General features: G+C 35.6%; 23 protein-coding genes and 1 pseudogene (1 of these 24 only partly in view). 4 read left to right on the forward strand and 20 right to left on the reverse strand.

What is annotated here, in order from left to right:
- The 6 genes from COU51_02260 to COU51_02285 form a co-directional block, all read right to left on the reverse strand.
- The coding region (locus tag COU51_02260) for a glycine--tRNA ligase (GenBank protein PIR66733.1) at positions 1-852 on the reverse strand (852 nt) is incomplete at its 3' end.
- A 34-nt stretch (positions 853-886) separates the two neighbouring features.
- Complete coding sequence (locus tag COU51_02265; GenBank protein PIR66734.1) at positions 887-1381, reverse strand: hypothetical protein; 495 nt, start codon at positions 1379-1381, stop codon at positions 887-889.
- Positions 1382-1416: 35 nt separating this feature from the next.
- Positions 1417-1965, reverse strand: a complete 549-nt coding sequence (locus tag COU51_02270; protein PIR66735.1) for a ribosome recycling factor — start codon at positions 1963-1965, stop codon at positions 1417-1419.
- A gap of 65 nt (positions 1966-2030) precedes the next feature.
- Positions 2031-3086: a hypothetical protein gene (locus COU51_02275; GenBank protein PIR66736.1), complete on the reverse strand. Its 1056-nt coding sequence runs from the start codon at positions 3084-3086 to the stop codon at positions 2031-2033.
- A complete protein-coding gene (locus COU51_02280) occupies positions 3083-3994 on the reverse strand; it encodes a hypothetical protein (GenBank protein PIR66737.1) in 912 nt (303 codons plus the stop codon). Before COU51_02280 ends, COU51_02275 begins: the two co-directional genes overlap by 4 nt.
- Positions 3995-4067: 73 nt before the next feature.
- Positions 4068-4505 carry a hypothetical protein gene (locus COU51_02285; GenBank protein PIR66738.1) on the reverse strand — a complete coding sequence of 146 codons (438 nt, stop codon included), beginning with the start codon at positions 4503-4505 and terminating at the stop codon, positions 4068-4070.
- Between the two features lie 39 nt (positions 4506-4544).
- Here COU51_02285 and COU51_02290 point away from each other — a divergent pair, with 39 nt between their 5' ends.
- Positions 4545-5600: a hypothetical protein gene (locus COU51_02290; protein ID PIR66739.1), complete on the forward strand. Its 1056-nt coding sequence runs from the start codon at positions 4545-4547 to the stop codon at positions 5598-5600.
- Positions 5601-5718: 118 nt separating this feature from the next.
- Here the strand turns inward: COU51_02290 and COU51_02295 are convergent, their stop codons facing one another.
- From COU51_02295 to COU51_02330, 8 genes are all read right to left on the reverse strand, one after another.
- On the reverse strand, positions 5719-6144 hold the full coding sequence (locus tag COU51_02295) for a hypothetical protein (GenBank protein ID PIR66740.1): 426 nt from the start codon (positions 6142-6144) through the stop codon (positions 5719-5721).
- A 56-nt stretch (positions 6145-6200) separates the two neighbouring features.
- Positions 6201-7208: a rod shape-determining protein gene (locus COU51_02300; protein ID PIR66741.1), complete on the reverse strand. Its 1008-nt coding sequence runs from the start codon at positions 7206-7208 to the stop codon at positions 6201-6203.
- Between the two features lie 92 nt (positions 7209-7300).
- Entirely contained in the window at positions 7301-8092 is a 792-nt protein-coding gene (locus COU51_02305) for a hypothetical protein (GenBank protein ID PIR66742.1), read from the reverse strand.
- 12 nt (positions 8093-8104) lie between these two features.
- Complete coding sequence (locus tag COU51_02310; protein PIR66743.1) at positions 8105-9148, reverse strand: hypothetical protein; 1044 nt, start codon at positions 9146-9148, stop codon at positions 8105-8107.
- Between the two features lie 14 nt (positions 9149-9162).
- Positions 9163-10638, reverse strand: coding sequence for a hypothetical protein (locus COU51_02315; GenBank protein PIR66744.1), 1476 nt, complete (start codon positions 10636-10638; stop codon positions 9163-9165).
- 140 nt (positions 10639-10778) lie between these two features.
- Complete coding sequence (locus COU51_02320; protein ID PIR66745.1) at positions 10779-11486, reverse strand: hypothetical protein; 708 nt, start codon at positions 11484-11486, stop codon at positions 10779-10781.
- A gap of 116 nt (positions 11487-11602) precedes the next feature.
- A complete protein-coding gene (locus tag COU51_02325) occupies positions 11603-12001 on the reverse strand; it encodes a hypothetical protein (GenBank protein PIR66746.1) in 399 nt (132 codons plus the stop codon).
- A 4-nt stretch (positions 12002-12005) separates the two neighbouring features.
- Positions 12006-12653, reverse strand: coding sequence for a hypothetical protein (locus COU51_02330; protein PIR66747.1), 648 nt, complete (start codon positions 12651-12653; stop codon positions 12006-12008).
- A gap of 82 nt (positions 12654-12735) precedes the next feature.
- On the opposite strand from COU51_02330, the gene COU51_02335 reads away from it, so the two are divergent.
- Positions 12736-14844, forward strand: coding sequence for a hypothetical protein (locus tag COU51_02335; GenBank protein PIR66748.1), 2109 nt, complete (start codon positions 12736-12738; stop codon positions 14842-14844).
- 75 nt (positions 14845-14919) lie between these two features.
- Here COU51_02335 and COU51_02340 read toward each other — a convergent pair whose 3' ends face one another.
- From COU51_02340 to COU51_02355, 4 genes are all read right to left on the reverse strand, one after another.
- Positions 14920-16500 carry a hypothetical protein gene (locus COU51_02340; protein ID PIR66749.1) on the reverse strand — a complete coding sequence of 527 codons (1581 nt, stop codon included), beginning with the start codon at positions 16498-16500 and terminating at the stop codon, positions 14920-14922.
- A gap of 38 nt (positions 16501-16538) precedes the next feature.
- Positions 16539-17483, reverse strand: a complete 945-nt coding sequence (locus tag COU51_02345) for a hypothetical protein (GenBank protein PIR66750.1) — start codon at positions 17481-17483, stop codon at positions 16539-16541.
- A gap of 106 nt (positions 17484-17589) precedes the next feature.
- Complete coding sequence (locus tag COU51_02350; GenBank protein PIR66751.1) at positions 17590-17841, reverse strand: hypothetical protein; 252 nt, start codon at positions 17839-17841, stop codon at positions 17590-17592.
- Positions 17842-17969: 128 nt separating this feature from the next.
- A complete protein-coding gene (locus tag COU51_02355) occupies positions 17970-18773 on the reverse strand; it encodes an HflC protein (protein ID PIR66757.1) in 804 nt (267 codons plus the stop codon).
- Positions 18774-19429: 656 nt separating this feature from the next.
- On the opposite strand from COU51_02355, the gene typA reads away from it, so the two are divergent.
- Together typA and COU51_02365 are read left to right on the forward strand one after the other, a co-directional pair.
- Positions 19430-21229, forward strand: a complete 1800-nt coding sequence (gene typA / locus COU51_02360; protein PIR66752.1) for a translational GTPase TypA — start codon at positions 19430-19432, stop codon at positions 21227-21229.
- Between the two features lie 511 nt (positions 21230-21740).
- The gene (locus COU51_02365) at positions 21741-22262 is read left to right on the forward strand and encodes a hypothetical protein (protein PIR66753.1); all 522 of its coding nucleotides are present in this window, start codon (positions 21741-21743) and stop codon (positions 22260-22262) included.
- Between the two features lie 137 nt (positions 22263-22399).
- Here the strand turns inward: COU51_02365 and COU51_02370 are convergent, their stop codons facing one another.
- Both COU51_02370 and COU51_02375 read right to left on the reverse strand, forming a co-directional pair.
- Positions 22400-22489 carry a hypothetical protein gene (locus tag COU51_02370; GenBank protein PIR66754.1) on the reverse strand — a complete coding sequence of 30 codons (90 nt, stop codon included), beginning with the start codon at positions 22487-22489 and terminating at the stop codon, positions 22400-22402.
- A gap of 53 nt (positions 22490-22542) precedes the next feature.
- Positions 22543-23142 (reverse strand): annotated as a pseudogene (locus tag COU51_02375) (hypothetical protein); it runs 378 nt beyond the window's last position.

Here is a 23142-nt window from a genome sequence, read left to right on the forward strand (position 1 = left end):
CAATTCTTTCCAGCCAAACGGAAAATGATATTCAAAATCAATTGTTTTTTTAGAATAGTGTGATAATTCTGTTTTATCATGCTCACGAACTTTAAAGTTCTTCTTATCAATTCCCAAATCCAAAAGCCAACCCTCCATTTCTTTTTGCCATTCTTTAAAACTTTTTTGCCATGTTTCTTTTTCTATAAAATATTCTATTTCCATTTGTTCAAATTCAAGCGTGCGGAAAGTAAAATTACCCGGTGTTATCTCGTTTCTAAACGATTTTCCAACTTGCGCGATACCAAAAGGAAGCTTTGGATGCATTGTATCTACTATATTTTTAAAGTTTACAAACATTCCTTGTGCTGTTTCTCCACGCATATACACAATAGATGTATCGTGTTCAACAGGCCCGATAAATGTTTTAAATAATAAATTGAAAGCGCGAGCGTCTGTAAAATCTTTTTTTCCGCAAACAGGGCATTTTATTTTGCCTTTTTTAATAATTGCGTCCATTTCCGCTACGCTTTTTCCTTCTGTTTTGATATTTAATTGATCTTCTATAAGATGGTCGGCGCGAAGACGGGCTTTGCACGATTTGCAGTCCACAAGCGCGTCATTAAATCCGGCAACGTGTCCGGACGCTTCCCAAACTTTTGGGTTCATCAAAATCGCGGAATTTATTCCAAAAACATCAGCGCGCGATTCAACAAACCGCTTCCACCACATATTTTGGATGTTATTTTTTAGCTGTACACCAAAAGGACCATAGTCCCAAGTATTTGCTAATCCGCCATAAATCTCCGAACCGGGAAATACAAAACCTCTGCGCTTGCAAAGTGAAATAATTTTTTCCATTTTATTATCCATATTGAATATAGTATTAAGTATCAAGTATTATGTATTAAGTATAACTATTTTTAGGTTTTATTTGTAACATACTACCCATCAATATAATAAATAATCCAGTAACCAAGTACTCTGGATATCTTACAAATAACATCCCATATCTTTCACAATTTGAAGCTTCTGGCTTCGTATTACACTCCGCGGTTGATATGGTAGTAAATGGGGGTTCTATGCTTGAGGCTCTAGTAGCAATAAATCCTATATATATCGTACCCAATAATACTAAAATAATCCCGATGTTCTGAAGCGTTAAAAACCTCCTAGACCCGAATTTCTCGAAAAAGATTATTGATGCAACAACTACCGCCAAGATTATTATTAGTGGCACAATGTAATCAAAGATTTTTGTTTGCTTAAACCAAAATCCTATATTCATTTTTTCAATAAGAGACAATAGTCCCAGATAACAAAAAAGTCCAACCACGATGCCTCCTACTGAAAGACAAATTATGTCAGTTAATGATTTTTTAGTTTTTTTCTTTTTCCCCATACTAAATACTTAATACTAAATACCCGATACTTCCCCTATACCGTCATCACTTCTTTCTCTTTTTCTTCCGCCATTTCTTTTATGTTTGCATTATAATCGGAACATTTTTTATCAAGATCGTCCTGGATTTTAAATCTGCGGTCTTCGGCAATTTCTTTATCTTCTTCAGCTTTCAAAATTTCGTCTTTTATTCTTTCACGGAGCTGACGTATCTTTATGCGCGCGGCTTCTGCCTTTTCATGAGCAAGTTTTACCAACTCTTTTCGCGACTCTTCTGTAAGCGCAGGGATTGCTATACGTAAAAAGTTACCTTCATTTACAGGGTTGAGGTTCTTACCGCTGTTTCTTATGGCGCTTTCAATTTCTTTCATAAGAGATTTATCCCATGGATCAACGACGATTGTTCTGGCGTCTGGTATATTAACAGAAGCAACGCCCTTTAAGGCCATCTTTCCGCCATAAGCATCTACTATAATATTATCCACCATTGCAGCGTTTGCCCTGCCTGTGCGAAGTCCGGCTAAATCCTCCTTTAAAAAATTGGTAATTTCACTAAATTCCTCCTGATATTGAGATAAGTCCATAGATTATTATAGTCCGTGCCTTATAACCCGTAACTATTATATTACGAACTACAGGCGCGCACCACTTATTTACTAAATTGTGTTGTTCCTAAATAAAGTATATTTCCATCTTTTGGATGCACTATTAGAGCCGTTCCCACTCTACTAGTTGGCAATTTTTTTGTTACCCAGTTGCTCCCACCATCAAAAGAAGAATAAAACGTACTGGCCGTAGAATAGTATAACTCTTTTTCATCATTCGGATTGACAGCAAAGGCATAAATCCGTGTTGACCGTTCCGGCGTAAGAAGTTTTATCGCCTGCCACGTATCTCCGGCATCTTTTGATCTTGTTATTCCATATTTTGAAGTTAGATAAATATTTTTGCCGTCCATAGTCATATCTATGTCATAAATTTCATTAGAATCTCTAAAATCTTTCATATTTTCGCGTAAATCCTTCCATGTTTTACCCTTATCATTACTCCTCCAAAGACCATCATTTTGTAAAGCTACAAAAATAATATTGGAATCAGTTGGATAAATCGCAATTTTCTGAACTTTATTATTAAATCTATGAATAGTACTCCAGCTTACACCCGCATCAATGCTTTTCAATAAATCTCCCTTTGAAAGTCCGGCATACAAAATTTTGTTATCAGATGGATCTACTGCTAAAAAGCTTACATAAATATCGGCTCTTGTGTCAAAATAAGTATCATCCCAAGTTCTTGCGCAATCAGAACTCTTATATATCTTATTCTGTAAAGCGGTAAAAATAGTGCATTTATCTTTGTAATCAATAGCAACAGAATTTACGTATCCACTTCCCAAACTATCTACATATCTCCAGCTTCTTGCCCCATCCCAACTATAAAAAAGCCCATTTCCGGCAGAAGAAAGATACATCGCATTAGAATCTTGCGGATCAAAGTTGATATCATAGATATTGGTTTCATTTATATTACCGATACCTTCGGCTGTTGGCACTGTATTTGTTTGCGCCCAGATAACGCCTTTATCTCCGCTTTTGAATATTCCACCATCAGCGCCCTGACCATCAGATGGACCAATCGTTATACAACCGACACCGGTTAAAGAAACTGCCGCTAAAAAAATCGCTAAATAGATAATTTTTTTCATATAATTAAGTTTTCTAGCATTAATTGTGAGTTAATATTTTGTCTTAAAAGTTTGCGCATCTTTATAATTCTGGCGAGAAGAACGCTAAGCTGACTAATTTTTCTCTTTTCTGAAATAGCTTTTAGGGTATTAATGCTGTTTTTATGTATAATCTCATCATTAAGATTGTACTTTAACAAAAAAACATCTCTTATTATCTCTGCCCACAACTCTATTCGTTCCAAAATTAAACGTTTACTATCTTCTTTATTCTTGAAAAGCGCGGATGATGTTTTGAGTCTGCCTGACATACTACCACAAAAAAGATTATAAAACTCTTCGACTGAGTCTTTCTGGCATTGCACCCAATTTTGTGCCATCATTGTTATAGCTCTACCGGGCCTACCGCAAGAAGCGTCGGCGCATTCTTTTGCATTTTGCCCCTTATCTTTCATAAATTCTCTAATTTCTTTCTTTGGAACAAGTTTAAACTGTAAAATCACGGAACGAGAGACAATGGTTGGCAAAAGTTTTCCTACTTCTGAAGTTAAAATTAAAATCAGTGTATTTTTTGATGGTTCTTCAAGCGTTTTTAGTAACGCATTAGCAGATGCGTTATTTAGAAGCTCGGCATGATTGATTATAAGGATTTTGTATCCGCCGGAAAAGGCGCTTAGGCTAAGACGGGATATAATCCTATCTACTTCTTCTTTTTGAATATTATTTTCACCAGGCTTGGCTTCCATAAAGTCCGGATGAAGATAGAGCCGTTCTCGCTCTGTATTTAATAATTTTGAAGCAAGCCAATAAGCCGTTGTTTTCTTCCCAATGTTTTTTGGACCGCAAAAAATATAGCTATGGGCTAGCATCTTATTTTCCGTCACTTTTTCTAAAAAAGACGTTATATTTCTATTGCCCACAATGTCCATAAAATATATAAATATTGTAGCATGATATATTATATAAAAAAAGAGCCGGCTGGGGCTCTATCTTGCATAGCACTCAAAAAGCAAATTGAGCAAATCGTTCACCTCTATATCTCTTTTTGCCGACTCCTCTAAATATGCCTCCACATTCTTGTAGTCTAATAAAATCACATAGAATTAAAATTGCTCCATAAATTGCCTCTTGTTTTTCTTTATTTAAGTCATAAAAAGCATTGAGCCAATTTTGCATTTTTTGCCCTGCCAAAAAAACTTCTAGTTCTTGCCTGTCAAAATATGCGCCAAGGAACAATATTTCGTTATTCAACCGTTCATAAATATTAGGGCAACCATTAAGCTCATTGAAACAAGTAATATCGTCTGCCTCTATCATACCCAAAATATTATCTTCGGTTAACAGCACAAAAGCAAGTAATTCCTTCTTGTCTGCTCGCATCAACTCTTTTATTAAGCTTTCTGCGATTCTTAGCGTTGATGTCTCCTTGATTTTGTTCATAATTTAGCATATTATCTTAATATATACAAACTTTTATCTATGATTTTAGCAATAGACGCTTCGCGCGCAAATAAATACGAAAAAACAGGGGTAGAGTGGTACTCCTATTTTTTAATACAAGAATTCAAAAAAATAATTCCTGTGAAAACAAAAGTTATTTTATATTCCCTCTCTTCTTTACGTGAAGATTTATTACCCCTACCACAAAATTGGGAATCGCGGGTTTTGCGTTGGCCGTTTCCTTTTTGGACACTGAAACGTCTATCTTTGGAAATGTTATTCCATAAACCAGACATTCTTTTTGTTCCATCACATATTATCCCTTTTTTTTCGCCAAAAAATACTTTCACAACAATACATGATATTGGTTTTAAACGTTTTCCGGAATGTTATAGAACTTTGCAGAAAAAAATATTAGAGTTTGGAATAAAACGAGCAAAAAAAGCAAAAAAAATTTTTGCTCCGTCAGAATTTACAAAAAAAGAATTAGTTGATATCTGCAAAATACCAGAAAATAAAATTATAGTTACTCATCTGGGTTATAATGATGTTTACAAAAAAACAGAAAATAATGAGCCTTCAATTAAAAAACCATATTTGTTCTATATCGGCCGATTGGAAAAGAAAAAAAATATTGAAAATATAATTAAAGCATTTAAGCTTTTTAGCAAAGATAATCCGGACTATACATTAATATTAGCAGGAAATAAAAATCCCAAATTTAATATTCCAAAGTCTACACCCAAAATTCAAACATTGGGCTGGGTTTCTAATGAAAATGCCACAGCACTTATGGCTAATGCAGAAATATTTTTATATCCATCCTTATACGAAGGTTTCGGTATCCCTATTTTGGAAGCATTTGCCTGCGGAACACCAGTTATTACTTCAGACCGCGCGTCAATGCCTGAAATTGCCGGAGATGCCGCGCTTTTGGTAAATCCTGATAGTCCGGAAGAAATAAAAAATACGATTCTCAAAATCATAAATAATTATGCGTTAAAGAAAAGTTTGATAGAAAAAGGATATAATCAATGCAAAAAGTTTAATTGGCAAAAATGCGCGGAGAAAACATTAAATGAAATATTAAAATAAGAGCTCGTTGAGCTCTTATTTTATTGGCGACGTAGAGCAGGTGAAGTAAAAAAGTAATCTTTTTACTTCTGAGCCAAGCCTGCCTGCCGGCAGGAAGCCACGAAGGGTATAATACCTCTTATTTTTGCCAAAGAACTTGACTTGAACCTTTATTGTCCAATGTATAAATTTTTTTTACTTCGTCAGCTTTGAAAACAAGCTGACGATTATCTTCTGCAATGAAACTTAGGCATCCATCTTCTTTCAACTCCAATTTCGTTTTACTTTCGAACACCAGTATCAGCAATTCACCCATAATGGAAAGATGTTCTATAAGCGTCAGGTTGCCGATAAGTCGCGCACCCAGAGCTCTGGCCACTTCTTTCGCGTCAACTTTTGGCGCCGGTATAGAAGTATCCACTATCCTCATAGCTCTTTTTCCGGAATGTCGAACTCTCATATTTTTTTGTCTTGGCGCGTAAGGCACGCCTGGCGTACCAAACTTCAAGGCTATAAATAACCCTCTATTTTTGTGTAAAAAGAGCTCTGCAACGATTTTTTCCATTGTTTTTCCTTCCTTTCTTCGTCTGCGCTTCGCTTGACTGCGAAGGACGGGCTTTTTTACCGCGTTGCAAGAATTGAACGTTTGTATGACTCCAGATTATCCAAGGCTATTCCAGTACCTTTTACAACGCAATAAAGTGGTTCGTCCGCAACATAAGTCGGTACACCCGTTGCTTCAGAAATCAGAGTATCCAAATTACGTAATTGACTGGAACCGCCGGAAAGCATTATGCCTTTATCCATAACATCGGCAGAGAGTTCTGGTGGAGTTTCATACAAAACACGTTTTACAGTTTCTATAATGCCTCGCAATTCTTCTTGTACCGCTTCTGTAGTATCGTCTGATGTCGCTTCAATTATTCTTGGCAAGCCATTGGCCATATCTCGCCCACGTATCTCCATTACCAATTTTTCTTCCAAATACATTGCCGAACCAATATTAATTTTTATCTCTTCCGCGGTCCTTTCACCAATAGCTAGATTATACTTTTTCTTTATAAATTCTGCGATAGAATTATCAAATCTGTTTCCGCCAATCCTCTCTGATGCAGAAGTCACAATTCCACCTAAAGAAATTACTGCAGCCTCTGTTGTACCTCCGCCAATATCAACTATCATATGCCCCGAAGCGCTTCCAATTGGGATATCCGCGCCAATGGCAGCAACAATCGGCTCTTTAATAATGTATGCAGACCTTGCGCCAGCAGAAACAGCCGCATCTATAACTGCGCGCCTCTCAGTTGATGTAATCCCGCCCGGAACAGCAATCATAACTTCCGGCCTAAAAAGGCGGAAACTCCCAAGGGCTTTATTTATAAAATAACGTAGCATTGCTTCTGTAGTTTTGTAGTCAGCGATGACACCGTCTTTTAGGGGGCGCTTGGCAACAATCGTATCCGGCGTTCTGCCAAGCATATCTTTTGCTTCGCTCCCAACAGCTAATATTTTTTTATCTACTTGAGAGATAGCAACAACAGAGGGCTCATTTATAATAATCCCTCGTTTATGCACATGAACCAAAACATTGGTTGTGCCAAGATCAATTGCTATTTTTTTGACTAACATAATTTATTCTATTTTACCCTCCTCTCTTCTTTCTGTCAATTTATTCTTGAATACTTTTTGTATTCAAAAAGAGCCACTCTGGCTCTTCTGTGTTATCTACTTGCCTTATATTTCCAAAAATATTTTATCGCGCTTTTTATATGGGCGCGTGTCGCCGGATTAAATAGGCTCTTCAAAAGACCCGTATCGGCTGACTCCCTACGATGTAAATGATACATCTTAGAACTTGGTAAATACATTACTTTGTAACCCTTATCTTTTAGTCTGTGCGCTAAATCAGTATCCTCAAAATATAAAAAATACTGGTCATCAAAAAAGCCAACTTCAAAAAGAGCGCTTTTTCTAGCAATCAATGCTCCGCCCAAAAGCCAATCAACCGGACGAGCATCATTGTGGTTGTAATCTTTCATAAGATATTTATCCACTTCTCGTTTACCCCATTTTGTCTCACCCAAAAATGTCCTGCGTAGAATGGGAGTATAGGGGCGCGGAAAACGATAACAAGAATATTGCAAACTGCCGTCAGCATTTATAAGTTTCGGTCCAGCCATCCCAATATCTGTATGATTGTCCATATAATTTATTGCTGTTTCCAATGAGTTTTGTATGATGAATATGTCTGCATTAAATACAGCTACAAAACTTCCGCTAGCGTTTTTTAAACCAAGGTTGGCTCCACCGGCATAACCTAAATTTTTCTTTGACTTAATAAGTTTTACTTGACGAAATTCTTCCAAAAGCATCTCTGCGCTTCCATCAGTTGAATTATTGTCTACGACAATAATTTCAAAATCTATGGCTGGGGAAATTAGAAAAAAATGCTTTAACGACTGTTTAAGTAATTGTCTTGTATTGTAATTAATATAGATTATGGATAGAGTCATACAATATAAATATTATTCAAACCACTTTCTTATCTCTTTGGCGTCAATTTTAGTATTTTTTAAATATTTTCTTTTTTTCAATATTTTAGGCATCCCGAAAAAAGCCAGAAAATAAGCTCCAAGAATTTTCCTGTCAAACATAAGATTATACAAAAATTTACCAATCTCTCTTGTCGCTATAAATGGAGAATGGATAAGTTCGTTACTCAAAAAATCATTTTTCCAAAGTGTCCAAAAATGGTTACGCGCTGAAAGAAGTTTTATAAAGCGAGGTTTTAATTTGTGATCTTGTATTTTTTTTATTAATGATACTTTTTCGTCACCTCTTACTTTTCTATAATGATATGCGACTGCGCTTGGCTCAATTTTTATATCCCATCCCATGTTGCGCAAACGCCAGCATAAATCCACATCTTCCTTATAAGCAAAAAAATCTTCATCAAAATACTCCTTACCTTCTTTAATTGTGAATAAAGAATTTGGTCGAATACACATAAAAGCTCCACTAACAGCAAAAACGCTTTTCAAATTTACGTCGTGCCCGTCTTCCTTACCAGAACAAGAATCGATTATATTTCTTGATTTACTACATTTGATACCCAGGGAATCTATAATATTTGATTTTGATTTATTAGACAAATTATCTACCTCTTCATCAAAAATACGTAAAAGTTTTGGACCCATTATCGCAGTTTTCTTTTCCTTATATATTGATGCAATAAGTTTTTCCAGACAGTTTTCTTTTAGCACAATGTCGGGATTACAAACAACAATAAATCTATCATCAAGAGTTTTTCCATCCCAAAATTTTAAAGCCATATCAATGCCTTTGTTATGAGCGCGGCTAAATCCCAAATTGGAGCTGTTTTTTATCAGCGTAATATTTGGATGTTGCGCTATAATACTCAGTGTTTTATCCGAAGAAGCATTATCAACTATAATAATATGAAAGCCTAAAAATGTTTGGGCCTCCAATGAAATAAGCAAATCATCAATATATTCTGCGCTATTCCATGTTACGATATTAATTGTTGCGTGAAAATATCTCTGTTCCATAATTATTATATGTTTTATGATTTTGGCGTTACCCAAAAATCAAGACGTTTGCCGAGCATTGCTCTTGTTTGAGCGTCAATTGCAGGTAATGCGCCAAAAATAATTATAGTCACAGGCATAAGAATCCACTGAAAAACCATTGTAATATACGCGGTTTTTTTTGTTTCCGGCGGTTTTGGCGGAAGTAAAAAGAAAGATAACAACGCTGAGATAAAAATTCCAAGCATTGCCAATTGCATTATCCGTTCTAAGATATATGGTGAATTTTGCACAAAAACAAGTTTTTTTACACTTTCTCCGGCAACCCATAAAGGCAAACGGCCTAAAACAAAAATTAAAATCGGAGCTGTTGCCCAAGAAAACATTCCTTCCAACATATTAAACAGGTGCTTCGCTCGTTTTTTTAGCGGAGTTAACTTATCACCAGCGAAATACTTAAACATATATGGAACATTCTCAACTCCCCATGCCCAACGCCTCTGTTGTTTATACAAATTTTTTAAACTTTGCCAATAACTTTTTATCATTACCGTATTCATATAAACGGGAATATGCAAGGGTTCCACCTGATAATCGCCATGATAATGAATTAAACATTGTAAAAAAATTCTCGAATCTTCGGAAACAACATTTTTGTCCCAAAATCCTACGTCCACAAGTGCCTTGAATGGCATACTGTGCGAGGAAAACGTAACAACTCGCTCCGGATGAGCAAGCTCATTCAAAAGCCAAAAAGTCGTACCAAAAGCAACAACACGCACAATGGTACTGGAAGTCCAAATATTATTAGCATAAACAACGATCGGCTGATAAGAACGTCTGGTTTGTTTTGGATTTGTTATATATTTATATGCTAAGTAAGCAAAGTATTCCGGATGAACAACAGTATCAATATCAAACGCGGAAACAATAACCTTTTCATATTCAAAGCCTATGGCATCGATTATCTCTTTTACCTTATGTCCAGAATAATGAAGATTAGATCCTTTTCCAGGCATTTCTTCTGGTAAATTTTTGGGGTGGACTGTTATAATAAATTTATAAAAAATTTCTCCAAATTCCTCTTTTATTTTGTCGGCAATAATAGTAAAATTTTCTATATCCCGCTCTTCTCCAGCTAAAACAATAATCATTTTGTCTTTTGAATAATTGGAGTTTTTGAGATACCGAAAAGATTCTCTTACAATATCATAAGGTTCTTTATATGTAGGTAAAAATATTAAATGATAATAACTTTCATAGTTTGCCAGCTCTTTAGTTTTTGTCATCCAGTCTTGTTTTACTGTTTTTCTGCATCTTCTCCAAGAAAAAATAAGATAAAAAGAAAAATAAACAATCCTGAAAAGCCACAAAAGATCATATATAATAATGAAAACAATAACCCACAGTGGCAAAATAAAAGAAAGCACAAATAAGCCAATAAGCGCAGTCCAAACCATTATTCCCGACAACATCTCAAAAAAACGATATTTTTTATCTGTAATTTCCATAAATTGAATATCTATATTGTATCACTTTTATAGCATCTTTTAATGATAAAATCAAGACATCTCTCTTATAATTAAAATTATCAGCTAGATTGCTGATAATTTTAATTATCTAAATTATTGATGAAAACGGCTTTACCTTTTTATTTTTTCTTCTTGTTGCCTGCCCTTTTTGCCAAGGTAGCGATAAGTTTTCCTGCTTCTTCACGTCCGCCCAAACCAAAGGAGATTCCACCCGCGATTGCTATCATTGCAACAATGCCTATAAACAAAATCTGGATAAGCGACGCAGCGACATTAAGTTGTATTAGAGCGGCCATTACAGAGAAAATAATAATTGCATATTGCGCTAATCCGCCCAATAATTTTCCGTTTTTCATTTTTCCTGCAGCGACTACTTTTATGATTGTTTCGCCAATAAATCCGCCGAGAATAATACCAATAAGCGAGATCGCAACTGCAACGGCTACGTTTGGCAAATAAAGAAGAACCTGATTTAGGAAAGAAACAATTTCGGACCAGCCCATGATATCCACTGCTGTAACAAAAAATACCAAAATCAAAAACCATTTTACAATCCAAGCAAAAATATCACTCACGACAATCTTGATTCCGGCATGCTCGAACGTTTGTTCTATCTTTAATCGTTCTACTAATTTATCAATGCGTAAAAATTTTATTATTCGTCTTGTTATGCTTGCGGCTCCTGTCGCAATAAGCACACCCAAAACAAAAATTACTAATGCGCCAAAAAGTTTTGGCAAAAAATCAATCATCGAAACCCAAAGAGTTTGAAAAGATGAAGATAATATTGTTGTCCATGAAAAACCGGACATAGCGCCTCCTTTCATTTAATTTTTTATATAAATAATTATAACATAAAAATAAAAAAGGCGCATTTTATTAATACGTCTTGTCCCTTGTCACAAGATATAAAATTTATCTTTAAAAAAACCGGGTTTACTTTTCAAGTTACATTTGGAGGATACTTATAATATACCTTCGCGGTTGAGCTTGCTTTTATTTTTTTTAATTTATCCATATTTTTATCAATCTGCTTTTTCACAGGATCTCCGCTGTCTTTTATGCCTAAAACTGGCGTATTGAACAAAAAATTAAATGAGTTTGCCAGCGTCACACCTGCTCTGCTTCCTGAGAAGCTCCCTGGTCCTTCAATCGCTAATATTGCCGATATTCCTTCTTTTTTAATTTTTGATTTCTTAAAAAATGTTTTTAATTTTTCTATGATATTTTCTTGCTTGGGGATAAATTTTTCTGAAAATAAAAAATCTCCCCGTGCGTTAAAAATAATAAAGGAAGGGAAGTCTTTGTTTACTGTGTTTAGAAATAGGTAGTTTTTTTCCATATATTTAGAAAAGCGTGCTCACTTCCCTGTCATTTACAAATTCTTCTAACTCATCAATAGCAATAATTTTTTTGCTTTCTATAATAGAAAATAAAAATTTGTCTGTTAATGATTTTCTGTGCTTATATTCTTCAATTGAAAGCACTGTATATGCAATGCTTTTATTAATTTCTTTTTCAAATTTGGAGATGAGCTTCGCCAAGGCGTCACGGTTTATTTTTCCGACAAGCAGTAGATCGGTTGGTGCCTCTGTACCCAAAAGAGCGCCCGTTAATATACAAAGTTTTATATCACCAAGTTCCTTTAAGCAGTCTACGAGCTTTTTCTCTGCCAAAAGTTCTGCTTTTTTTATAAGAGAAGAAACTTCATTGAATAGGATAAAATTTTGGTTCAGTCGATAAAATATTTTTTTACTATCGCTTGTTTCCGCTTTTTCTATAATTCCCAGCTCTTCAAGATTTTGGACCTCTCTTCTTATTGCGTTTAATTGCGTATTACCAAGACGCGCCATCTCGCGAACAAAAAACTCCTTCTCTGGACTATTAAAAAATAATTTCAATAAATTAAAACGACTCTTTGAACCAAAAAGTTGTTCAAGCCCGCTAAAGCTTTTTTTACCCCCTTCTTTGCTTCCGGTTTTCTTTCGTAGCATATATTTTTATTTTATTATATAATAAGAAATATAACAAGTGGAGGGAACGCCTATCATATTTATAGGATAATTTTGGTTATTTATGAAGAAACCTTCGGGTAAAGTAACAATAAAGAACATCACGCTTGTAAAGCAACCATCAAAAAAAAGAGTATTACACCTCATGTCAACAAATGACCACGAGGGATTGGATACGGCTAATTTTGGCTATCTATTTGGCTTTTTAGATATAAACGCCGGACAAACATACAATACTGCGCTTCTTGATATTATAAATGAAGGAATGGCCCGATATTATGCGAGCGACCTTGATTTTGATACTGCTTTTGACGATATGATAAATTTTTTGAACAGACGGATAAACCAGTCTATCCCATATAAACTATCAAAAGAATCATGTAATGTAATAATCGGCGTCTTAAAAGATCGCCAAATTCTTTTCTGCGCCGGTGGCGATGTTCACGCATATCTTTTTTATTCAAAGGGTACAAAAAAAATATATCCTGACGAGTCTGCTCCGCTTGACGTAAGCAATAAGCTTTTTTCATATTCTTTAAACGGAGAAATCTTAAAAAACCAATTCTTATATTTTTGTAACACTGACTTTAATAGTGTCATCAACCCCTACCAAATGGGAACAGCAGCGGTTTCTATAGGGGTTGAAAAAATAATAGACACAATAAATGATAACCTGTTGGAACGTAAAGACGAGTCGTTTTATAGTGCCCTATTCCTCTTCTCCAATTTAGAAGAGGAGCAAAAAGAGAGTTCTTCCGAATCGCTGGAAAAACTTTTTAAAACCGAACAAGAAACGTTGGAGCACCTTTCACCATCGATTTTGAATATAATCAAGAAAAGAGGGAAAGAAAAAACCACTTTCATGATTGTCTTAAACTATATTTTTGCTTTTTCAAAACAAATTTTAAAATTCTTTAAAAAAATCATCTTATTTTTGGCTTTTATATTTTTTAATGGCTTTTTTATTGTTACTAATGTACGGGGCAAGAGAAGAGAACGACAGCTCATGATGAATAACCATATAAAATCAATTTGGCTGAAAATAACAGATTACTACAATGCTTTAACGGGCATTTCCAAAGCTGCGCTTATAAGTCTTTTTTGCATATTGCTTCTCCTGAGCGGAGCTGTAAGCTACAATCTCCATCTCCAAAAAATTAAGGAATTGAAAGTTAGCTATAAACAAAAAATAGACATGGCGAACGCCTTATACGACCAGGCAAATGCAGATGTTCTTTATCAAGAAAAAAATATAGCCGTAAAAAAATTAAAGTCGGCGCTTACAAATCTTGATGAAGTCCCGATAGAAATACACGATACGGAATTTAACACGCTTTATTTGGGTATAAAGAAACGATTATACGAAATTCAAAACATCTCTGAGATAGGCTCGCCTGTTCTTATTGCTGATTTTAGTCTAGAAGAAAATGTGAACATCTTGCCTCCTCTTTATCTTGTCGGAGGAAGAGTCGGCATTCAATCCGAATCTCAGTTGATTTCTATTGACGTTTCTAACCAAGACATAAAAAGGACAAATTTTGTTGTAAGTGGCTTACAGAATAGCTACTATTATGACTATGGGAAAAAAGATTTATATGCGCTCCAAAATCCAAAAATTATCCAAAAAGTTAATCTTAGTTCTTTTTCAAGCGAACTTGAAGAAATCGCTCTTCATGGAAACGAAACAATTAATAAATTCTCTGTCTACAATGACAGGCTTTATGCTTTGACGGATAGTCAAAAATATTTTTCAATATGGAAACATAATCCTTCCTTGGACGGCTTTGGCAAGCCGGCGCTCTGGGCAACAGCAAATATCGTAGATGGAGCAAATGTCCTATCTATGGCAATTGACGGGAATGTTTATGTTTTATTATCCAACAATGATGTATTAAAATTTTATCGTGGAAATAAAGCGGAGTGGAGCTACGATGTCGAAAGTATTGAAAATGGTGTTTCATATAAAATTATCACAACAAGTGATGAATTATCCAATATCTATCTTTTAGGCAACGATAGAGTTTCTATAATATCTAAAGGTGGCGACTTCCTAGGTCATTATCTTTTACCAACGTTAAATAATAATATGCAAAGTATCGCTATAAACGAAACAACAAAAACAATTTATCTCCTGGACGGTGAAAAAATTTACGCATTCTCTTATCAGCCATAGGCTACAAAAAAATAAACTCTGATAAATATAAAATCCCGCGGATGCGGGATTTTATATTGTATATTTTATAAAAAATTATTCCTTACTCTCTACTGCTCCTAACAATTTGTCATAGGAACCATTCTTCTCAAGCCACAAAATACTCACTACTCCCCCATTTACAGCCAAACTAGAATTTGTGGAAGCTACTACTGAATTGGAGACATTTATGTTTATTTCTTCAACATTTCCAATTTTGCTAATTTTGGCAATCTTTATATCAGTCCCGGCCGTGTAACTTATATAAAATTTTTCACCAGTCCATGCAATATCCGACCCGCTCCCCAAAGCAACCGTCTGAGGCAAACCGATTATATTTCCTTGATTGTCTAATAAAATATAATATATTGTTCCATTATCTTCCCATGTTGCGCCAAAAGTTTCTCCACTAAACGCTATGCTTGCTTTTGTTGCGCCAGAAGCAGTGCAAACTTCTTTTTCTGCACCAACAAGAGACGCATTTTTATCAACTATCGCAAATTTTATTTTATTGGTTTCTTCTTGCCAAATAACTCCAAAGTTATCTCCGGCACTTATAATCCTTGGATGAGCGTCGATTGTTTCTTCACCAAGTCTCAACTCCTCGCCAACTTTCAAACCATTTTCCATTCGTTTAAAAATAATTTTTCCTCGCGAACTGTCACTACTGGTCTTGGTATCCCACCAAACGATTCCATAAATGTCATCTTCGCCAGACCCAATATCAGGATAACGCGCTGACCCAATAGAAGAAGATGTAAAAAGTCCATCACTCAATGTATTACCCACTGAATCACGTTTTTGTAAATAAATCGCTCGTTTGTATATACTTGAATCCTCCCATAAAATATACAAAATACTACCGTTATAAACAGAAACTGCGTTATCAGAGGTTGTTAAATTGCTAGATACTCTCTGCACTACGCCTTCTAAAGTAATTGTATTGTTAACTTTTTGATATAAAACCTCACTTTGTCCATGACGATCATCATTCCATAAAGCAGTAAACCCACCATTAAAAGCTGACAATTTTGGGTTCTTATGTAAGTACAGATCACTATTTACTTCTTTTATATTCCATTTATAAGTAGCTACAGGTACAACCTGCACCGGTTCAACGGGCGCAACGCCCGTTGTTATTGGTTCTGTATCACTTGTTTTTTCTGCTGTTGGATTATAATTATCCGCGCTTCCGATATCGGCTCCAATTGTATAATTAGTGAAAAAAGCATCTGGGACATCTTCTACTTTTTTTGCCCAATCTGCACCATAAAGAGCAACCGCAATACTTTCTGTTTTTATCCAACGCAAAACTCCGTCTTTTGCTACAGCATACACCTTTGGATCTGTTTGAATCTTTATAAGTTTGACTCCTGCTCGATAAACCGCATTTCCGCCAATCTGAATTACGGCTAATTCTGAATCGGTAATCGTTTTTACACCCGTGAACCCGTCATACCATGTGTTATATGTTTTTTCATTTGGAAAAACATAACGCTTGCCGTCTGTGGCATAATAATAAACCGCCGGCAAGCTGGCCTTTATTAAATCTCCGGATTGTAAATCCGCTGCTTCCGCCTTTGAAGCTACGCAAAAAAACAAGCCAAAACAGAAAATTGATAGAAAAAGTTTTTTCATAGTTTTTTTTAAATTAATTTCTATAAATTATTATATCATTAAACAACTCCGATTAGTAAAAACTCAAAAAGAACAAAAAATAAATAAATCAGGATTAATGTAGCACCTTCCCATAATTGCAATTTTTTCTTTGTATAGGAAAAAAATACAAAGAGGCCAACAACCACAATAAAAGTGATAAAAAAAACAATAAAACTTTCATTTATTACGACATTTATCGGACTAAAAACAGCCAGTGCGCCAATAACCAAGATATTAGCCATAGCGCTCCCAATAAGATTGCCTAGCGCAAGGGTTTTTATTTTTTTTCTCCATGATTCGAAAACAACGATTATCTCCGGCAAGTTTGTACCAATTGAAAAAACAATTACACCTATCATTAATTTACTTATCCTCAATCCTTCTAATAGCGCGAGCGTAACATCAACAATAAACCTTGATAAAAAAACTATTCCAATAATACCTATGATAAAATAAACAACCGCCCATTGAGTTTTGCTATCTTTCTGTATTTTTGTATTGCGTCCTCCGCTTCGTCTTTTAAACCAATAAATAACAATAGCTATATATGTTAAAATTAAAATTACTCCTTCTAAAGAATTTATCTTGCCATCCAAAATAAAGATAAGGGGCATTATTAATAAAAATGCTACAAATAAAAGGAGCGGGGGCTCTACCCCATCTGCTATTTCTATATTTTTACGCAGGACAATGTTTAATCCCATGATAAAACCCAAAAGGATGATTATCCCTCCGGCTAAATTTCCGAAAGATATCGCCTGCACGTCCTCCAATACTGTATTTATACCAATGAAAAGCTCTGGTGTTGTTGTTAATATACCCAATATAAAACCAAGATGGATTGTTTTTATTTTGAGCTTAGCACCAAGCGCTCTTGAGCCATCTATCAAAAAATCAGCCGATTTTCCCAGCAAAATAAATAACGCAACTAACAATAAAAAATAAAATATCTGCATTAACATACAATAATTATATCATCTGCCGGATATAAAACAAAAAAATATTTACAATCTTATTTAAAAAATCAAAAACCCCCAAATTGGGGGTTTTTGCTAATAATGTAAAAAATTACATTTCAGAAGTTTCCTCTGCGGGAGTTTCCTCTGCAGGAGTTTCCTCTACAGGAACTTCCGGTTCGCTCATAGGAGCTTCAGGCGCTTCTTCGGCAGGAGCTTCTTCGCTCATGTCTGAGGCATCATCAGATGCGCCGTCATCAGCCGGCATATCGCTAGCTGGGGCTTCTGGTTCGCTCACAGGAGCTTCGCCACCCTCTACTTCGTCGAAACGAAGTTCGTTATCGCAATTGCATGAATCGCACATATTGTTATTGCGGGTTCAATTTTCCACAGATTAATTAGCTTAATCTAGCGCAAATTGAATTAATTATATCCTTTTAAAACACATTCATTATTATAGCACACTTTGACGATTTTGTCAAGTTTTCTCGTTTATTTTAATCCGAAAAAAGGTGATGCTTCGCCCCAATATGTTGGAGCTTTTCCATCCCATTTTTCTATCCAACGAAGTTGAATTAGCAATGCATTAAACTGTAGGGCCTGTGCTTCTGTTTTTATAGCCTTTGCTTTACCTTCTGCTTCAGCAACCCTTTGGTCAGCTTCAATTTTTATTCTATCCAAATCTCTTGCAGCTTTTAACTTCAATTGTTCGGCGGTTACCTTTTGTTCAATTGCGTCATTAAATGATTTAGAAAAATCGAAAGAGGTAATATTCACCTCATCTACTATTATATTATTCTGCAAAAGACGCTTGGCGAGATTATCTTTAATTTGATCTTTTACGTCTTCACGTTTAGTTATAAGCTCTTCGGCTGTAAATTTTGCCATTGTCGCCTTCACTGCTTCTTGAATAGCAGGAGCAATGATACGAGCATTAAAGCCTTGTCCCACTTCTTGCCAAATCTTGTTTACATTTTTTGGGTCAAGATGATAGTTTAAGGCAACCTGTGAGGTGACGATCTGCAAATCCTTTGATGCCGCTGTTGCCGGAACTTCATCTTTTTGTATCTTTACATCCAGCTTCACAACTTCTTGAATTAATGGAATCTTAAAATAAAGACCCTCATTAAATACTTTTTCGGTAACTGCGCCAAATTGTAAAAGTATTCCTCTTTCACCTGCGCCAACTGTACCAAAACAGCCAAATAAAATAACAAAAAATATAAAAAGACCTGCTATTATTGGCAACTTCTTTTTAAATTTCTTCAATTGCTCTATCTTATTAACATTATACATATTGTTTTCCATAAATGTGTTTGAATTAATTTTTAGCTATTTCTACCATAGCAAAACAATAGAAGATAAGCAACCCATCTCATTCTTCCACCTCCTTTCCAAAGATGAGCCTGTTTCTACCGGTAGAGAGATTGACGGGAGTTTTGGGAATATTGCTATTCCCGCTTCTTTTTGCTAAGCTATAATATATAAAAGGAGGGCGGAAAATGCTTTATAATTTCTTCTGTCCAAAATGCGGAGAAAAAGCTGATGTCTGTGTTAGCTCGCGAGTCAGATGCTGGACGCGAATCGATGTGCCATATTTTGTTTGCGTAAGATGCCGGCTCGTCTACTATGATAAGTCGCTTACCAGAGAAATCGTCAGCAGGTGGAGAAAAGGAGACCCATGCGCGAAAAGAATGCTCTTTCGCATAGCATACAGAGAAACAAAAAAGTTTTTGGAAAAAATTATCCAGTACAGAATAAAAGAAATGGGCGAAAAATATACCCGCTTCATCAAAAAACCATGCGCGGAATAATCCGCACTTTTTCTTTTTAAAAAAACAAATACATGGCTATTGACAGAACTTAAAAAATGTGTTATAGTTAAGCGTACAAACTTAAACTGATTTAAAGCTATTTATCCGCTTTTTTCAAGGGCGGTTTTAATTTTATATATGGAGATAAGAAACATCGCAATTATTGCCCATGTAGACCATGGTAAAACAACTCTGACCGATGCGTTAATGCGACAAACAGGGATGTCTGAAGCCGGAGACAGTATGGATAGCAATGTGCTAGAGCTTGAGAGAGGAATAACGATTTATTCAAAGAATACCTCTGTCTATTATAAAAATACGAAAATAAATATCGTGGATACTCCGGGACACGCTGATTTTGGTTCGGAAGTTGAACGTGTTTTGCGTTCAATTGACTCCGTGCTTTTACTTGTTGATGCCCAAGAAGGACCAATGCCTCAAACAAAGTTTGTTTTAAAAAAGTCACTTGAGTTGGGGCTGAAACCAATAGTAGTATTAAATAAAATAGACAAGCCCGCTTCAATGCCGGATATTGTGCAAGAAATGATTTATGAACTTTTTCTTAACTTAGGAGCAAGTGATGAACAGCTTGATTTTACTACAATTTATGCAATCTCCAGAGATGGAATTGCTAAAACAAGTCTTGATGATGATTCCAAAGACCTTACTCCCCTCTTGGATACAATTTTGAAAGAAGTTACGATTGCTTCGGGCGAAGAGTTACAAAACAAACCCCTAAGAATACAACCCTTCAATCTTGCATATGATAATTTTTTGGGACGTCTTGCTATTGGACGAATTTATGAAGGAAAAATAAATGATGCTTCCAGGGTAATAATAAAAGACGTAAAAGGAGAAATCCGTAAAGGAAAAATTACAAAGTTATTTACTTTTGAAGGATTAAAAAGAAAAGAAGTAAAAGAAGCCGGCGCCGGGGATATCGTGATGATAGCCGGTCTTCCTGATATATTTATTGGAGAAACTATTTGCGAAAATATAGAACAAGAGGCTTTGCCGGCTATCAACATTGATGAACCGACCATTTCATTAAATTTATTTATCAACAACTCTCCATTTGCCGGAAAAGAAGGAAAGTATGTCACCAATAGACAGATAAAAGAAAGATTGGAAAAAGAATTAGAAGTTAACGTTGGTTTAAAAATCGATTTTTCTGGAATTGACCATTATAAAATTTATGGCCGAGGAGAAATGCATATTGCGATTTTGCTGGAAAATATGCGCCGAGAAGGTTATGAAATGCAGATATCTCAACCCCATGTAATTATCAAAGAAGAAAATGGAATAAAACTTGAACCTTTTGAAGAAGTAACTATTAATGTGCCTGAAGAAATGTCCGGAACTGTTATAAAAAAACTCGGAAGCCGATGTGGAAATGTAGTTGAGATGATGCCGGAACATGGGAATATAAAAATTATTTTTGAAATGCCGACCAGAGGACTTCTTGGATATAGAAATGAATTTGTCGTTGACACAAAAGGTGAAGGTATTATTTATACCCGAGTTATCGGATTTCGCCCTTATGTTGGAAATATCAAAAAAACCGATGTCGGTTCTATGGTTTCAATGGCAACAGGAAAAGCTCTTGGCTTTTCATTATTTAATCTTCAGAATAGAGGTTCTCTTTATATTGATGCAAATACAGAGGTTTACGAAGGAATGGTTGTTGGAAATGCATCAAAAGGACATGATTTAACCGTAAATCCAACAAAAGGAAAACAACTAACAAATATGCGTGCTTCTGGGTCTGATGAATCAATCAATTTGACCCCGCCTCTAAGACTAACACTTGAAAGAGGTATGAGTATAATGAGTGATGATGAATATTTAGAAATTACTCCGAAAAACATTCGCTTAAGAAAACAATTTTTAACCGAAAACGAAAGAACGAAGGCAAATAAAAAAATTACTTCTTTATAAAAAAATGCCCATTGTGAGCATTTTTTTGTGAGTTTTATTTACACTTTTTTTTCTTTGCTTTTTCTTCAAGCATCAATCGCTTAATTTCGAGTCTTTTTGCGGTTTTGCGAGAATGTGTCTTTCTTCTCTTTCCAACCCCAGTAATTCTTTTTGCCATATAAATTTTGTATTAATTACCTTGCCTATAAAATATACTATAAATAAATACCTTTGTCAACATTATCCATTTTATTAAACCTGTATTTTTGAAAAAAGGTAACTTCCGATAATAAGTATATACATTCGTATAAGTTGGCTCACTTAGAGATTTCTTTACTAAATTATTCAAACTAAATATAATAAAGGTATATCCCCTATCAATATTAATAAATTATAAAAATATTAAAAAATACCCCCGAAACTAAACCCAAGGTTGATTTTGGAGTATAAATTAATAAAACTATATGAAAAAAAATGGAAATGGTAAATTCGAGAGAGCGGAAGAAAAAAAATAGCTCTATACTATATTAAAATGTTTGCAGATACAGCAAGGGAACCTTTTGTTATTCTTGATAGGAGTCTTGTGGTGGTTGGGGCAAATAAAGCTTTTTATGAAACTTTTAAAACCTCAAAAAATGAAACCGAGGGTAAACTTATTTATGAATTAGGAAGTAATCAATGGAATATCGATGCTCTTAAAAAATTACTAGAAGATATTTTACCAAAGAAAAAATCTTTTAATGACTATGAGGTCATTCATAATTTTCCTAATATTGGACAAAGAATAATGCTACTCAATGATAGACAATTAGACTCGACTAAACAAATTCTAGTATCCATGGAAGATGCCACCGCGAAAAGAGTTGCTCGACTTACGTTAGAAAACTATACCAAAAATCTTGAAAAAACCGTGGCATCCAAAACAAAAAATCTTACTGCTCACATTGATGAACTAAATAAAATAAATAAGCTAATGACTGGGCGAGAATTAAAAATGATAGAGCTAAAAGATGAGGTTACTATATCAAAATCCGATCAATCACCAAAAAAATAAATTAACCTAAAAAATACCCATTTCATAAGGTATTTTTTAGTTTCCTCTTATACAAGCCTCAGATTTACACCTACTATTTTTTTAACTTAAACTAAGATTCTTGTATAAATAAAATGCATTTTCTGCGTGTTTATATTTTACGGCTTACATATTTTGCATGGTCTAAACCCGTACTCTATTGCATCTTCATAGGTGTGAAAAAAGGCATTCCGTTTGGAATGCCTCATTTGGTAGGACCGCCAAGTCACTCTTACGAGTAACTTGGCGGATCGTAGGTAGGTTAGAATAGAGGAACGGCGACAGCAATCATGACGCCACCGGTAAACGACAAGCTGTCGTTTTCACCGACCTTGGTCCAGTAGCCCGCTTTCGTGAGCGTTGGACCGCAGACGGTCTGCTTATACGTAGACGGTGTCCACATGAAGTGCCCGACACCCTCGTTTGTCACCCCGAGAAACGGAGTTCCGACGAGATGAACGAATCCGAGCTTCAAGCGAAACTCAACTCCGCCGGCGAGTAGCCAGGTGGACTCCTCACCGAGAAGATCTCCAGCGTCGCCCATCCCAAGGATGGCTGGGCCGACTGCGAAGATGTCCTTCGTTGTAGACAAGGATCGCGTGAGCGAGCCTGTTGCGAGCCAACCAAGGCCGACCGAGGGGCTGACGCCGAGACCTGCCGTGAGTCGAGTGGTCCAGAGACCATTCTCTCCCATTGGCAACGCCACGGAGACGCTAGCGCCACCAGAAGGACCGTACTTGTAGGCAACAGCTCCCCATCCGACGAGCTCCAAGTTGATACGACGCTTTTCGAGCTGCCACGTCTTCTTGGTGAGTTTCTGGATCAAGCGACGATGAGACAAAAGCTTATCGCCGAGCAATCC

Source organism: Parcubacteria group bacterium CG10_big_fil_rev_8_21_14_0_10_36_14 (assembly GCA_002772895.1).
Taxonomy (GTDB): Bacteria; Patescibacteriota; Patescibacteriia.

Coding starts and splice junctions, on each gene's coding strand:
- COU51_02265 (PIR66734.1), bottom strand. CDS start 1,381: ATGGGGAAAAAGAAAAAAACTAAAAAATCATTAACTGACATAATTTGT.
- COU51_02270 (PIR66735.1), bottom strand. CDS start 1,965: ATGGACTTATCTCAATATCAGGAGGAATTTAGTGAAATTACCAATTTT.
- COU51_02275 (PIR66736.1), bottom strand. CDS start 3,086: ATGAAAAAAATTATCTATTTAGCGATTTTTTTAGCGGCAGTTTCTTTA.
- COU51_02280 (PIR66737.1), bottom strand. CDS start 3,994: ATGGACATTGTGGGCAATAGAAATATAACGTCTTTTTTAGAAAAAGTG.
- COU51_02285 (PIR66738.1), bottom strand. CDS start 4,505: ATGAACAAAATCAAGGAGACATCAACGCTAAGAATCGCAGAAAGCTTA.
- COU51_02290 (PIR66739.1), top strand. CDS start 4,545: ATGATTTTAGCAATAGACGCTTCGCGCGCAAATAAATACGAAAAAACA.
- COU51_02295 (PIR66740.1), bottom strand. CDS start 6,144: ATGGAAAAAATCGTTGCAGAGCTCTTTTTACACAAAAATAGAGGGTTA.
- COU51_02300 (PIR66741.1), bottom strand. CDS start 7,208: ATGTTAGTCAAAAAAATAGCAATTGATCTTGGCACAACCAATGTTTTG.
- COU51_02305 (PIR66742.1), bottom strand. CDS start 8,092: ATGACTCTATCCATAATCTATATTAATTACAATACAAGACAATTACTT.
- COU51_02310 (PIR66743.1), bottom strand. CDS start 9,148: ATGGAACAGAGATATTTTCACGCAACAATTAATATCGTAACATGGAAT.
- COU51_02315 (PIR66744.1), bottom strand. CDS start 10,638: ATGGAAATTACAGATAAAAAATATCGTTTTTTTGAGATGTTGTCGGGA.
- COU51_02320 (PIR66745.1), bottom strand. CDS start 11,486: ATGAAAGGAGGCGCTATGTCCGGTTTTTCATGGACAACAATATTATCT.
- COU51_02325 (PIR66746.1), bottom strand. CDS start 12,001: ATGGAAAAAAACTACCTATTTCTAAACACAGTAAACAAAGACTTCCCT.
- COU51_02330 (PIR66747.1), bottom strand. CDS start 12,653: ATGCTACGAAAGAAAACCGGAAGCAAAGAAGGGGGTAAAAAAAGCTTT.
- COU51_02335 (PIR66748.1), top strand. CDS start 12,736: ATGAAGAAACCTTCGGGTAAAGTAACAATAAAGAACATCACGCTTGTA.
- COU51_02340 (PIR66749.1), bottom strand. CDS start 16,500: ATGAAAAAACTTTTTCTATCAATTTTCTGTTTTGGCTTGTTTTTTTGC.
- COU51_02345 (PIR66750.1), bottom strand. CDS start 17,483: ATGTTAATGCAGATATTTTATTTTTTATTGTTAGTTGCGTTATTTATT.
- COU51_02350 (PIR66751.1), bottom strand. CDS start 17,841: ATGTGCGATTCATGCAATTGCGATAACGAACTTCGTTTCGACGAAGTA.
- COU51_02355 (PIR66757.1), bottom strand. CDS start 18,773: ATGTATAATGTTAATAAGATAGAGCAATTGAAGAAATTTAAAAAGAAG.
- typA (PIR66752.1), top strand. CDS start 19,430: ATGGAGATAAGAAACATCGCAATTATTGCCCATGTAGACCATGGTAAA.
- COU51_02365 (PIR66753.1), top strand. CDS start 21,741: ATGTTTGCAGATACAGCAAGGGAACCTTTTGTTATTCTTGATAGGAGT.
- COU51_02370 (PIR66754.1), bottom strand. CDS start 22,489: ATGAGGCATTCCAAACGGAATGCCTTTTTTCACACCTATGAAGATGCA.